At 60.6% G+C, this 13,355-nt stretch carries 12 protein-coding genes; 6 read left to right on the forward strand and 6 right to left on the reverse strand.

All coding sequences use genetic code 11. The features are described from left to right. Window positions 1-63 precede the first annotated feature (63 nt). A complete protein-coding gene (locus tag BMZ57_RS26335; protein WP_010211845.1) occupies window positions 64-1,410 on the reverse strand; it encodes a class II 3-deoxy-7-phosphoheptulonate synthase in 1,347 nt (448 codons plus the stop codon). Between the two features lie 123 nt (window positions 1,411-1,533). On the opposite strand from BMZ57_RS26335, the gene BMZ57_RS26340 reads away from it, so the two are divergent. Further along, window positions 1,534-2,289 (forward strand): spermidine synthase, encoded by a 756-nt coding sequence (locus tag BMZ57_RS26340; protein ID WP_010211844.1) that lies wholly within the window; start codon window positions 1,534-1,536, stop codon window positions 2,287-2,289. 118 nt (window positions 2,290-2,407) lie between these two features. On the opposite strand, the gene BMZ57_RS26345 is transcribed toward BMZ57_RS26340, so the two are convergent. Further along, window positions 2,408-3,199, reverse strand: coding sequence for a crotonase/enoyl-CoA hydratase family protein (locus BMZ57_RS26345; RefSeq protein ID WP_045792378.1), 792 nt, complete (start codon window positions 3,197-3,199; stop codon window positions 2,408-2,410). A 422-nt stretch (window positions 3,200-3,621) separates the two neighbouring features. Between BMZ57_RS26345 and BMZ57_RS26350 the strand changes: the two genes are divergently transcribed. Beyond that, entirely contained in the window at window positions 3,622-5,295 is a 1,674-nt protein-coding gene (locus BMZ57_RS26350; RefSeq protein WP_010211841.1) for a DEAD/DEAH box helicase, read from the forward strand. 96 nt (window positions 5,296-5,391) lie between these two features. On the opposite strand, the gene BMZ57_RS26355 is transcribed toward BMZ57_RS26350, so the two are convergent. Continuing rightward, a complete protein-coding gene (locus BMZ57_RS26355) occupies window positions 5,392-6,159 on the reverse strand; it encodes a DODA-type extradiol aromatic ring-opening family dioxygenase (RefSeq protein ID WP_010211840.1) in 768 nt (255 codons plus the stop codon). A 103-nt stretch (window positions 6,160-6,262) separates the two neighbouring features. On the opposite strand from BMZ57_RS26355, the gene BMZ57_RS26360 reads away from it, so the two are divergent. Continuing rightward, window positions 6,263-6,919 (forward strand): thiopurine S-methyltransferase, encoded by a 657-nt coding sequence (locus BMZ57_RS26360; RefSeq protein WP_010211839.1) that lies wholly within the window; start codon window positions 6,263-6,265, stop codon window positions 6,917-6,919. A 55-nt stretch (window positions 6,920-6,974) separates the two neighbouring features. Here BMZ57_RS26360 and htpX read toward each other — a convergent pair whose 3' ends face one another. After that, the gene (gene htpX / locus BMZ57_RS26365; RefSeq protein WP_010211838.1) at window positions 6,975-7,862 is read right to left on the reverse strand and encodes a protease HtpX; all 888 of its coding nucleotides are present in this window, start codon (window positions 7,860-7,862) and stop codon (window positions 6,975-6,977) included. Window positions 7,863-8,166: 304 nt separating this feature from the next. Beyond that, window positions 8,167-9,378 carry a pyridoxal phosphate-dependent aminotransferase gene (locus BMZ57_RS26370; protein WP_010211837.1) on the reverse strand — a complete coding sequence of 404 codons (1,212 nt, stop codon included), beginning with the start codon at window positions 9,376-9,378 and terminating at the stop codon, window positions 8,167-8,169. Between the two features lie 201 nt (window positions 9,379-9,579). On the opposite strand from BMZ57_RS26370, the gene msrB reads away from it, so the two are divergent. The 3 genes from msrB (at window position 9,580) to BMZ57_RS26385 (ending at window position 11,082) form a co-directional block, all read left to right on the forward strand. Then, window positions 9,580-9,972 carry a peptide-methionine (R)-S-oxide reductase MsrB gene (gene msrB / locus BMZ57_RS26375; protein ID WP_044286865.1) on the forward strand — a complete coding sequence of 131 codons (393 nt, stop codon included), beginning with the start codon at window positions 9,580-9,582 and terminating at the stop codon, window positions 9,970-9,972. Window positions 9,973-10,120: 148 nt separating this feature from the next. Next, entirely contained in the window at window positions 10,121-10,606 is a 486-nt protein-coding gene (locus BMZ57_RS26380) for a glutathione peroxidase (protein ID WP_010211834.1), read from the forward strand. Further along, the gene (locus tag BMZ57_RS26385; RefSeq protein ID WP_010211832.1) at window positions 10,603-11,082 is read left to right on the forward strand and encodes a MarR family winged helix-turn-helix transcriptional regulator; all 480 of its coding nucleotides are present in this window, start codon (window positions 10,603-10,605) and stop codon (window positions 11,080-11,082) included. The genes BMZ57_RS26380 and BMZ57_RS26385 overlap by 4 nt, the downstream gene beginning before the upstream one ends. Here BMZ57_RS26385 and BMZ57_RS26390 read toward each other — a convergent pair. Beyond that, window positions 11,036-13,345 (reverse strand): hybrid sensor histidine kinase/response regulator, encoded by a 2,310-nt coding sequence (locus tag BMZ57_RS26390; protein ID WP_029529199.1) that lies wholly within the window; start codon window positions 13,343-13,345, stop codon window positions 11,036-11,038. The two genes, BMZ57_RS26385 and BMZ57_RS26390, sit on opposite strands and share 47 nt — an antisense overlap. Between the last annotated feature and the right edge of the window lie 10 nt (window positions 13,346-13,355).

Consider the following 13,355-nt stretch of genomic DNA (forward strand, 5'->3'; position numbering starts at 1 on the left):
GGAATGCCGTCGAATGTGGGAGCGGGCGTGCTCGTGAAGGCGTCAGTGCAGGCGACTTAAATCTCAGCGTTTGACTTGTTTAAGCGTCTCGGCAATCAGAAACGCCAATTCCAGCGACTGATCGGCATTCATCCGTGGGTCGCAGTGGGTGTGGTAGCGGTCCGACAATCCATCCTCGGTGATCGGCCGCGCGCCGCCGATGCACTCGGTGACGTTTTGCCCGGTCATCTCGATGTGAATCCCGCCGGCATAAGTCCCCTCGGCCTGGTGCACCTGGAAGAACTCCTTCACCTCGCCCAGGATCTGCGCAAAGTCGCGGGTCTTGTAGCCGCTGCTGGCCTTGATGGTGTTGCCGTGCATCGGGTCGGAACTCCACAGCACCTGCTTGCCTTCGCGCTGCACGGCGCGAATCAGGCCTGGCAGATGGTCGCCGACCTTGCCTGCACCCATGCGTGCGATCAGGTTGAGGCGGCCGGGGTCGTTGTCCGGGTTGAGGATGTCGATCAAGCGGATCAGGTCATCCGGGTTCATGCTCGGGCCGACCTTGACCCCGATCGGATTGTTCACTCCACGCAGGAACTCGACGTGGGCGCCATCCAGTTGGCGGGTGCGGTCGCCGATCCACAGCATGTGCGCCGAGCAATCGTAGTAGTCGTTGGTCAGGCTGTCGCGGCGCACGAACGCTTGCTCATAGTTGAGCAGCAACGCTTCGTGGGCGGTGAAGAAACTGGTTTCGCGCAGTTGCGGCGAGCTGTCCATACCGCAGGCGCGCATGAAGGCCAGCGTCTCATCGATGCGGTCGGCCAGTTGGCTGTATTTCTCGGCCAGCGCGGAGTTGGCGATGAAGTCCAGGTTCCACTTGTGCACTTGGTGCAGGTCGGCAAAACCGCCCTGGGCGAAGGCGCGCAGCAGGTTAAGGGTGGCGGTGGACTGGTGGTAGGACTGCAGCAGGCGGTCCGGGTCCGGCACGCGGCTTGTTTCGTCGAAGCCGATACCGTTGACGATGTCGCCACGGTAAGCGGGCAGGGTGATGCCGTCGATGGTTTCATCGTTGGCCGAGCGCGGCTTGGCGAACTGGCCAGCCATGCGCCCGACCTTGACCACCGGGCAACCGGCGGCGAAGGTCATCACGATGGCCATCTGCAGCAGTACCTTGAAGGTGTCGCGGATTTTCGCGGCGGAGAACTCGGCAAAACTCTCGGCGCAATCGCCGCCTTGCAGCAGGAATGCGCGGCCCTGGGTCACCTCGGCAAACTGGCGACGCAACTCGCGGGCTTCCCCGGCAAACACCAGTGGCGGGTAGCTGGCCAGGTTCTGCTCTACTTGCAGCAAGTGCGCAGCGTCCGGGTACTGGGGTTGTTGCTGGATCGGCAGGGCGCGCCAGCTGTCGGGGCTCCAGGGTTGGCTCATCATGAACTCGATTGGCTGATTAGAGATCGGGCGCCAATGTTATCAGCAATTAGTGCGTGACCTGTTGCCGCCGGTTGGCCGACAATCGCGCCTTTGCCGTGCGGTAAACCGTTAGGAGTAGTGATGACCGAGGAGCGTGTCGAGCGCCTGCTGGCCGAAGTCCATGATGATTTCGGCATGATCCGTGTGCTCGAAGTGGCGGATTACCGGTTTCTGGAATTCGGAGATGCCATCGAACAGAGCTGCGTATTTACCGCCGACCCCAGCTGGCTGGAGTACGACTACACCCGCGCCATGTTGATCGGCGCGTTGTGCCATGAGCAACCGGAAAGCGCGCTGTTCCTTGGGTTGGGCGCCGGCACGCTGACCCAGGCCTGTCTCAAGTTCCTGCCGCTGGAAGACGTGGAAGCCATCGAGCTGCGCCCCGATGTGCCGCGCCTGGCCATCGAGTACTTGGGGCTGGACGACGACCCGCGGCTGTATATTCGCATTGGCGATGCCCTGCAATTGCTCGACAGCGCCGAAGCGGCCGACTTGATCTTTGTTGACCTCTATACCGACGTCGGCCCCGGTGTCGGGCACCTGGCCTGGACCTTCCTGGAAAACTGCCAGAAAAAACTCAATCCCGGTGGTTGGCTGGTGATCAACCAGTGGGCCACCGACGATGGCAAACCCCTGGGGGCGGCGTTGTTGCGTGGCTTGTACCACCGGCATTACTGGGAACTGCCGGTGAAGGAGGGCAATGTGATTCTGCTGGTGCCGTCGGAGCTGGATCAGGTATTGGACCTGGGTGCGCTTTCGGCGCGTGCCGAAGCGTTGGCGCCGCGGTTGGGATACTCGTTGCAGCCGTTGATCAAGGCGATTCGTCCCGCAACCTAGTCGCCTGTAACGATGCCATCGCCGGCAAGCCTGCTCCCACATTTTGACCGCATTTCCCTGTTGAAATGCATTCCCCTGTGGGAGCGGGCTTGCCCGCGAAGAGGCCGGTACTGCCCGTTCAAATACCCTTGAACACCCCAGGGCGCTTCTCGATCATCGCTCGTACGCCTTCCTTGGCATCCTCGCTGTTGAGCAGTTTATCCACCATCGGCGGCAAAGCCGCAGCCGCCACGGTCTCGCCTTCCACCCGCGCCAGCCGTGCCGACATCAAGGTGGCCTGTACGCCCAGAGGTGCCTGGCGGGCGATACGGTTGGCCAGTTCGACGGCGCGGGGCAGCAGGTCTTCGCTGGCCATCACTTCCTGCACCAGGCCCAGGCGCAGGGCGTCATGGGCGTCGAACTCGTCGCCGGTCAACAGCCAGCGCATGGCGTTGCCCCAGCCGGCAATCTGATGAAAGCGCAACGTCGCGCCGCCAAACGGAAAGATCCCACGCTGAACTTCCATCTGCGCAAAGCGCGTATTGCTGGCGCAGAGGTTGATATCTGCAGCCAGCATCAGCTCTATCCCGATAGTCAGGCAGTAACCCTGGGCCGCGACGATCACCGGTTTGCTCACGCGTGGGCCGGCAAACACGCCCCAGGGATCGCAACCGCCCAAGGGCGGCTGCCAGCCACCGGCCATCACCCCGCTGACATTGGCCAGATCGAGCCCGGCGGTGAAGTGATCGCCATGGGCGAACACCACGGCGACCCGCGCGTCGGTGTTTCGATCAAATTCGCCATACGCCAGGCTCAGCTCATTGAGCAGATCCAGATCGAACGCGTTGCGTTTGGCCACCCGGTCCAGGCCTAAAAGCAAGACATGACCCTGGAGTTCACGGCTGACGCGGCTGCTACTGGCTTGATTCATGGGTGTGCCCTCGGGCGCAGGGAAGGATTTCGGACCAAAGGGGCCGACAGGTAAGGTGAAACGTTTAAGTGTTATGACCAGCAGGGCCGGGCCTTTGAAAAATAGACCTTGCCGGTGTTATCTGCAAAGGCTGTGACACAGCGCGGTTTGTCGGTGCTTTGCGATAAAAAAAGCTCCCTTTTTCAGCTATTTCCGGTATAGTGCGCGCCGGCCTTTAACCGGGCCGCGTTTAGGTAGCGCAATTCCCCGAAGTCAGCTTCGGCTGCACGTCCGCACAGCGGACTCTCCCTTGACGAATCTTTTTCATTCATTCGTTTTCGCAAATCCCCGCCGACAAAGCAGCCAGGGCGACTCTTGAGTCTCAACACGGCATGCGCAGCTTTGGAGCATGGGTCTTTGCGGATGCACTTAGAGGCAGACCCATGACCCAGGAAACCGGCGGCTTCGCCGCTTTTAATCTTAACCCGAATATTCTTGCAGCCGTCGCAGCGACCGGCTACGAAGAGCCTTCGGCGATTCAGCAGCAATCGATCCCGATCATCATGGCCGGCAAGGACATGATCGGCCAGGCGCAAACCGGTACCGGCAAAACCGCCGCGTTCGCTTTGCCTATCCTGCATTGCATCGATCCTGCCAAGCGCGAACCGCAAGCCCTGATCCTGGCGCCAACCCGTGAGTTGGCGCTGCAAGTAGCAACCGCTTTTGAAACCTACGCCAAGCAAATGCCGGGCGTAACCGTTGTGGCCGTTTACGGCGGCGCGCCTATGGGCCCACAACTGAAAGCAATCCGTAATGGCGCACAGATCGTTGTCGCCACGCCGGGCCGTCTGTGCGACCACCTGCGTCGTGACGAGAAAGTCCTGTCGACCGTGAACCACCTGGTTCTGGACGAAGCTGACGAAATGTTGAAGCTGGGCTTCATGGATGACCTGGAAGTCATCTTCAAGGCGCTGCCACCGACCCGTCAGACCGTTCTGTTCTCGGCCACCCTGCCGCAGTCGATCCGTGCCATTGCCGAGCGTCACCTGCGCGATCCAGAGCACGTGAAGATCCAGACCAAGACTCAGACCGTTACCGCGATCGAACAGGCTCACCTGTTGGTTCACGCTGACCAGAAGACCTCGGCTGTATTGAGCCTGCTGGAAGTCGAAGACTTCGACGCCCTGATCATGTTCGTGCGCACCAAGCAAGCGACCCTGGACCTGGCCAGTGCCCTAGAAGCCAAAGGCTACAAAGCCGCTGCGCTGAACGGTGACATCGCCCAGAACCAACGTGAGCGCGTGATCGACTCTCTCAAGGATGGCCGTCTGGACATCGTTGTGGCGACCGACGTTGCCGCCCGTGGCCTCGACGTTCCACGTATCACCCACGTGTTCAACGTTGACATGCCGTACGACCCAGAGTCCTACGTTCACCGTATCGGCCGTACTGGCCGTGCCGGTCGCGAAGGTCGTGCACTGCTGCTGGTGACTCCACGCGAGCGCCGCATGCTGCAAGTGATCGAGCGTGTAACCGGTCAGAAAGTTGCCGAAGTCCGCCTGCCGGATGCCCAAGCCGTTCTGGATGCTCGCATCAAGAAACTGACCAACAGCCTGTCGCCACTGGTGGCTGACGCTGAATCGACCCACGGCGACCTGCTGGACCGCCTGACCGCCGATATCGGTTGCACCCCGCGTGCCCTGGCTGCAGCCCTGCTGCGCAAGGCGACCAATGGTCAAGCCTTGACCCTGGCAGCTATCGAGAAAGAACGTCCACTGGTGCCGAACAGCGCGCCGCGCGGTGATCGTCCAGAGCGTTCCGGCGACCGTCCAGACCGTGGTGATCGCGAGCGTCGTGCTCCAGTGCCATTGGCTGAAGGCCGTGCTCGTTGCCGTACCGCGCTGGGCGCGCGTGATGGTATCGCTGCCAAGAACCTGCTGGGCGCTATCCTCAATGAGGGTGGCCTGGCACGTGAAGCCATCGGTCGCATCCAGGTTCGTGACAGCTTCTCCCTGGTGGAGCTGCCGGAAGACGGTCTGGAAAAACTGCTGGCCAAGCTGAAAGACACTCGCGTTGCCGGTAAGCAGCTGAAGCTGCGTCGCTACCGCGAAGATTGATCCGCCCCTGGGCTGATTGATCGCACATAAAAAATCCCCGACTGGTTCGGGGATTTTTTTTGGCTGAAATTCGCCTGTAGGCGACGGCAAGGGGCGTTAGCCGAAGCGGTAGATGTCCATGCCCAACGCGCCCATAGTGAAGCCTTGGTGCGCGATGCTGAAATCACCCCCAGCGCCACGTGCGAAGTACAGCGGCAGCAGGTGCTCGTCACTGGGATGGCTGCGTACGGCATTCGGCGCCTGGCGCCGATAGTCGTGCAGGGCGGCTTCATCGTCGGCTGCCAGCTTATCGACCACCCAGTCCCGGAAGTCTCGCGCCCATGGCTCGATGCTTTCAGGCCCTGCATGCCAGTCCAACTCGCCCAGGTTGTGGGTGATGCTGCCCGAGCCGATCAGCAGTACGCCGTGCTCGCGCAGGCTGGCAAGGGCATGCCCGACACGGGTCTGCAGGGCAGGGCCCATGCGGCTGGGCAGGGACACCTGCACCACCGGGATATCGGCCGTTGGGTACATCAGCGACAGCGGCACCCAAGTGCCGTGGTCGAATGGACGACGGTCATCGGTGCGGGCATTCAGACCGTCGGCCTTCAGCAACTCGACAATCCTACCGGCCAGTTGCGGGTCGCCCGGCGCCGGGTACTGCACGGCAAACAATTCGCGGGGGAATCCGCCGAAGTCGTGCCAGGTTTCAGGCGTGGCGCTGCCGCTGACCAGGAGTTCGTCGCTTTCCCAGTGCGCCGACACCACCACGATGGCCTTCGGGCGTGGCAACTCGGCAGCAAGACGCTGCAGGGCCGGGCCGCTGGCACCGGGTTGCAGGGCAAGCATGGGCGAACCGTGGGAGATAAACAGGCTGGGGAGCATAAGTGGGGTCCTGAGCGTTAACATGGGCCCATCTTCAGTCAGATCATTGATCTAAATCTAATATAAGTTTTAGCACCATTTGATCGAATTTTATGGAGGATCTATGGAACCTGAGTTTTGGCAGGAGCGCTGGGCGCGCAATCAGATCGGCTTTCATCTGCCCGAGGTCAACCCTTACCTGCAACGGCATTGGTCGCAGCTGGCGCTCGTCGAGGGCGCCAGGGTGCTGGTGCCCTTGTGCGGCAAGAGCCTGGACCTGATGTGGTTGGCCAGTCATGGGCTGCGGGTGATGGGGGTGGAGCTGTCGGAGCAGGCCGTGGAGGCGTTTTTCAGCGAACAGAACCTTGTGCCACGTATCACTCGGCGGGATGCCTTTACGGTGTACCAGACTGATCTGATCGAAGTGTGGTGCGGCGACTTCTTCGCTCTGGACGCCGAAGCCTTGGCCGGTTGCACCGCATTATATGACCGCGCCGCCCTGATCGCCTTGCCGCCGCTGATGCGTGCGCAGTACGCCGAGCATTTGAGTCGCCTGCTGCCTTCGGGTTGCCAGGGACTGCTGATCACCCTTGATTACGACCAGTCGCAAAAAGCCGGGCCACCGTTTGCTGTGACGGATGATGAAGTCAAGGTGCTGTTCGGCTCGGACTGGACCGTGAAGACGCTGCAAGAGCAAGACGTCCTGGGGGAGAGCTGGAAGTTTGTTCAGGAGGGTGTCACGCGGCTTGATGAGCGGGTTTATTGGCTGGGCAGGGCGTAAACCTTGTCCATAAAAAAGGGGCGATCCAATCGCCCCTTTTTTGCAATGCGGGTTATCAGCCCATGCGACGCAGTGCGTCGATACGCTCTTCCAGCGGCGGGTGGCTCATGAACAGGCGAGCCATGCCCTGCTTGATGCCACCGTTGATGCCGAAGGCGGTCAGGCTGTCCGGCATGTGCACCGGCAGGCCCTGCTCGGAGCGCAGGTGTTGCAGCGCTGCGATCATCGCCCCGGTACCGGCCAGGCGGGCACCGGCTTCATCTGCACGGAACTCTCTCTTGCGTGAGAACCACATAGTGATTGCGCTGGCCAGGAAGCCCAGTACCAACTCGGCGAAGATGGTCGCCACGAAGTAGGCAATGCCGCGGCCGCCTTCGTTCTTGAAGATCACCTTGTCGACAAAGTTGCCGATGATCCGTGCAAAGAACATCACGAAGGTGTTCACCACGCCTTGTACCAGCGCCAGGGTGACCATGTCACCGTTGGCCACGTGGCCGATCTCGTGGGCCAGTACGGCCTTCACTTCATCGTACGAGAAGCGTTCCAGCATGCCCTGGCTAACCGCAACGAGTGCGTCGTTCTTGTTCCAGCCGGTCGCAAAGGCGTTGGCTTCATAAGCCGGGAAGATCCCGACTTCAGGCATTTTGATACCGGCTTCGCGGGATAACTCCTCAACGGTCTGCAGCAACCATTGCTCGTGCCGGGTACGGGGTTGGGTGATCACCTGGGTGCTGGTGCTCATCTTCGCCATCCACTTGGAGATGAACAGCGAGAACAGCGAGCCGGCAAAACCAAAGACCGCACAGAAAATCAGCAGCTGATTGAGGTTCAGGTCAACCCCGTTGGCCGCCATGAACCCATTGAAGCCGAAAAGGCTCAAGGTGATGCTGGCAATCAGCACGACCGCAAGGTTAGTGGCCAAGAACAGCAGGATGCGCATCATGGTTGTAGAATTCTCCTCATGCTTAATATGTCGCGTACTGCGGGGTATATAAGGTGCGGCATGGGGTGATTCAACCGAGCGACTATTTCAAACTGTGTCCTACAGCTTGAATGTAGAGCCTTGAAGGGCATTTCCGATAGGGAAAAGACGGCTGAATCGGTTTTCCGTAGCCTCGCAGCCCTGTAATTACGGGGGGTAGGTGGCTTTTGCGCTGGCCGCGAACTGCCTGTCTGTGGGAAAGGCAGAGAAGTGTTGCCAGATACTCGCTGTACGACCGATTGTCGGTCGTACAGCGCCGTTTCCATTACTGGCGATAGGACTTGAGGAAGTTGCCGATGCGACCAATGGCCATTTCCAGATCGTCCACACGCGGCAGCGTCACCACGCGGAAGTGATCCGGCCACGGCCAGTTGAATGCGGTGCCTTGCACCACCAGCAGCTTTTCCGACAGCAGCAGGTCGAGCACGAATTTCTCATCGTTGAGGATCGGGCACACCTTTGGGTCGATCCGCGGGAAGGCGTACAGCGCACCCATGGGTTTCACACAGCTCACGCCCGGGATTGCGTTGAGCAGTTCCCAGGTGCGGTTGCGCTGTTCCAGCAGCCGGCCTTGGGGCAGAACCAGATCATTGATGCTCTGGTAGCCGCCCAGGGCGGTCTGGATGGCGTGCTGGCTCGGTACGTTGGCGCACAGGCGCATGTTGGCCAGTATGTCGATACCTTCGATGTAGCTCTGGGCGTTGTGCTTGGGGCCGGAGATCGCGATCCAGCCGGAACGGAAGCCCGCCACGCGGTAGGACTTGGACAGGCCGTTGAAGGTCAGGCACAGCAGGTCCGGCGCCAGGGAGGCGGTGCACACGTGCACGGCGTCATCGTAGAGGATCTTGTCGTAGATCTCGTCGGAGAACACCACCAGGTTGTGCTGGCGTGCCAGTTCGAGCATGCCCAGCAAGACTTCCCTGGAGTACACCGCACCGGTCGGGTTGTTCGGGTTGATGATCACCAGAGCCTTGGTGTTCGGGGTGATCTTGGCCTTGATGTCGGCCAGGTCCGGGAACCAGTCTGCGCCTTCGTCACACAGGTAGTGCACCGGATGGCCGCCGGCCAGGGTCACAGCGGCGGTCCACAGTGGGTAGTCGGGCGCCGGCACCAGCACTTCGTCGCCGTTGTTGAGCAAGGCCTGCATGGACATCACGATCAGTTCGGACACGCCGTTGCCCAGGTAGATGTCTTCGATGCCGACACCTTCGACCTGCTTTTGTTGGTAGTACTGCATCACCGCCTTGCGTGCGCTGAACAGGCCCTTGGAGTCGCTGTAGCCCTGGGCGGTGGGCAGGTTGCGGATCACGTCCTGGAGGATTTCGTCCGGCGCTTCGAAACCAAAAGGCGCCGGGTTGCCGATGTTCAGCTTGAGGATGCGATGGCCTTCCTCCTCCAGGCGTTTGGCGTGCTTGAGCACTGGGCCGCGAATGTCGTAGCAGACGTTGGCGAGCTTGTTCGATTTGCTGACCTGCATGGCGATGTGATCCTGAAAATGAACGATCCAGACGGTGGGACACTACCGTACTGCGAATCCTGCGGGGCCCGCACCCATAAATACGTTTGAATGCCGGTAGCGCGGGTGCCAGACTGGCGTTTTGAAGAGGCGCAATCATACGTGCCGCCTGATCCATGGAAAAGACACAGATCAGGCTTTTTCAGTTGCCGAGGTGTACCGATGGAAAAGTTGCAGAAAACCGTTGAAGAATGGAAGGCGATGCTCGATCCGGAGCAATACAACGTGTGCCGTCTCAAGGGCACCGAGCGACCCTTCAGCGGCAAGTACAATGGCACCAAGACCGACGGTGTGTACCACTGCATTTGCTGCAACGAGCCGTTGTTCGACGCCAAGACCAAGTTCGACTCCGGCTGCGGCTGGCCGAGCTTCTATGCGCCGATCGCCGACAGCGCCATGGTCGAGATCCGTGACGTCAGCCACGGCATGATCCGCACCGAAGTCACTTGCGCCAAATGCGATGCCCACCTGGGGCACGTGTTTCCGGACGGTCCGCCGCCGACCGGCCTGCGTTACTGCATCAACTCGGTGTGCCTGAACCTCGTCCCGCGCTGAATTGAACCGCGCGGCGCCCTGTAGGAGCGAGCCCGCTTACTCCTACAGGTTTGGGTTGATATCACGGCATCAATGTCGTCAATTAAATTGCACGCAATTGAATTGCTTACTATGTTTGTTGTTCTTTTCTCCCGATCGAGGCATTGCCATGAGCAACAACCTGCTGAGCATCCCTTGCACCACCATCAAGGGTGAGCAAAAGACCTTGGCCGATTTCGCCGGCAAGGCCATCCTCGTGGTCAATACCGCGAGCAAGTGCGGCTTCACCCCGCAATACAAGGGGCTGGAACAGCTCTGGCAGCAGTACAAGGACCAGGGATTAGTGGTGTTGGGCTTCCCCTGCAACCAGTTCGGCAAGCAAGAGCCCGGTAACGAAGGCGCAATTTCCGAGTTCTGCGAGCTGAATTTCGGCGTCAGCTTCCCGCTGTTCAAGAAGATCGACGTGAATGGCAGCGACGCCCACCCGTTGTTCGTGCAACTGAAAGAACAGGCGCCGGGCCTGCTGGGCTCCAAGGGCATCAAGTGGAACTTCACCAAGTTCCTCATCGGCCGTGACGGCCAGGTGGTCAAACGCTTTGCGCCGACCACTAAGCCGCAGGACCTGACCCAAGAGATCGAAGCCCTGCTCAAATGACCGTCTCCCTGGCTCTCGACAACCAACTGTGTTTCAAGCTCTACGCCGCGTCCAGGGCGGTGACTCGCGCATACAAGCCGATGCTCGATCAATTGGGCCTGACTTATCCGCAATACCTGGTGATGCTGGTGTTGTGGGAGTGGCACGCCGCCACGCCGGCGCAACCCACGGTCAAGGCGTTGGGTGAGCGCTTGATGCTGGATTCGGGCACGCTGACGCCGCTGCTCAAGCGCCTTGAGCAACTCGGTTTGGTCAAGCGCCAGCGCAGCGCCAAGGATGAGCGGGAGGTGCACCTGAGCTTGAGCGAAACCGGTGTGCAGTTGCGCGACCAGGCTCATGGGCTCAAGACCCGGCTGCTGTGTGACAGCGGCATCGACCTGAACCAGGCCGACGCCCTGCGCGATGGCCTGGATCAGTTGCTTCGGCAGATCAGAGACTTGTCGTCTTCGGCACCCACAGCTCCAGCAGGCCACTGAGTTCTTCGCGACGGAACGGCTTGGCCAGGTAGTCGTTCATGCCCGCGGCCCGGCAACGTTCGCGCTCTTCGGACAGCGCGTTGGCGGTCAACGCGACAATCGGCAGGTCCGGCCAGCGCCCGCTGCGACGAATCTGCCGGCTGGCTTCGTAGCCGTCCATCACCGGCATATTGCAGTCCATCAACACCAGGTCGAAGTGTTGTTCCTCAAGAAACTTGAGTGCCTCGCCACCGTGGGCGGCCACGATCACCTCACACCCCAGTTTGCTGAGCATACCCTTGGCCACCAGCTGGTTGACCGGGTTGTCCTCCACTAGCAGGATGCGTGCCCTGTGCACCAGGGGCGCGGTTTCCATCTGGATCGGGTCGAGGATCAGTTGCGCGTCGCTGCGCAAGTTACGTTGCAGTATCTGATACAGCGCATTGCGGCTCAGCGGGCGCGCCTGTTGTTGCAGCGGTGCGAGTGCGGCGACTTCTTCACTGGGCATGAAATTGCCATAGGCGGTCACCACCAGGATCGGTGCCGTGATGGTGGGGCGCAGGCGAAACAGGCATTCCGGGCAGTCGGTGATCAGCAGGTCGGGGGTTTGCCCGCTTAAATCTTCATCACGCGGGTAGCATCGGGGTGTCAGCCCCCAGTGGGGCAGCAGGGTGGTGAGCAGTTCCGTCAGGCCGCTGCCGGTGCTGGTGATGGCGATCACTTCACCCTTGAGCGGTGCGGGTTGTATTGCGGGAAGATGGGTGGGCAGCGGCAGGTCGGCGCAGAACTGGCTACCGAACCCCACTTCGGAGCTGATGCTCAGCCGGCCTTTCATGGCTTCACACAGGTTATGTGTCAGCGCCAGACCCAGGCCCGTGCCGCCGAACTGGCGAGTGATACCGGCGCCGGCCTGGGTGAAGGGTTGGAAGATCTTCACCTGGGCTTCCTGCGCAATACCGATGCCGGTATCGCAGACCTCGATACGTACCTGGCCTTCATGCGCGCTGAGGCGAACATCCACGCGGCCGAAGCGCGTGAACTTCAAGGCGTTGGACAGCAGGTTGCTGACGATCTGCCGTACACGGGTCGGGTCGCCCAGGACCTGGGCCGGAAACTGCGGGTCGATCAGGCACGTCAGCTCGACGCTCGGCGCGGCGTTCTGCGACAACAGGTTGGCGGTGTCTTCCACCAGCGAACCCAGGTCGAACGGGATGCGCTCCAACTCCAACTGGCCAGCGTCGAACTTGGACAGGTCGAGGATATCGTTGAGCAACTCCACCAGCACCTTGCCCGAGTCATGGGCTATAGACAGTTGCTGGCGCTGTTCGGCGTTGAGTGGGCTGTCGAGTGACAACGCGATCATCCCCAGCAGGCCGTTGAGCGGTGTGCGGATTTCGTGGCTCATGTTGGCCAGGAACGCCGCCCGTGCCTGGGCCATGCCCAATGCATGCATCTTCGCCGCTTCCAGTTCATCGTTGGACTGGCTCAGCCGCTGGTTGCTGGCTTTGAGCTCCAGGGTACGGGCAGAGACGATGTCTTCCAGTTGCCCGAGGTATTCGGTGAGCCGATCTTCAGCGTGACGACGTTGCTGGATCTCCGTCTCCATGTTTTCAAACTGCTGATTGGCAACGTTCACCAGCACGCCGATTTCGTCGTGCTCATGGCCCGGTGGGCAATCCAGGCGTGCCTGTTTGCGGTTGCTCAATTCGCGGATGATACGTACCAGGGGCTGGGTCAACATCACGTAGAACAAACCCAGCAAGATGCCGGTCAGTAACAGGCTGCGGACGAAGCCGTTGAGGAGGGTGACCTCCGCGCGGCGCAGGAAGCGGCTGCCAAAGGCATAGGTGTCCACGTCCAGGCGTAGCACGCCGAGGGACTCGTTGGGCATATGGCTGAGGAACAATCGGTCTTCAAACTGGCGGTTGGCACCGAACAGGAAGTCGCTGACCGGGCGGTAGGAGCTTTCTTTGCGTGGGCGGTCGACATCGGCCAACACCACACCGTTGTTGTCGATCAACTGGGCATGAATGATGGCGGGGGAGTGCAGCAGGCCCAGGGTCAGTTCCTGAGCCAGTTCGGCGTCGATGTTATAGGCGATGCGTGAGGCGGGGTTATGGCTGATTTCGATCAGCGAGCGAATTTCGCGGTTGATGGATGCGTCTTCGCTGGCATAATCAATGCCGATTTGGATCAGGCTGAGCAAGGTTCCCAAGACGAAACCGACCAGCACAGTCAATCTGGCTTGTTTATAAGACAAGCGGTGGGCGAACTTGATATCCATCGAGTGTTGA

The sequence above is a fragment of the Pseudomonas simiae genome (assembly GCF_900111895.1).
Taxonomy (GTDB): Bacteria; Pseudomonadota; Gammaproteobacteria; order Pseudomonadales; family Pseudomonadaceae; genus Aquipseudomonas; species Aquipseudomonas simiae.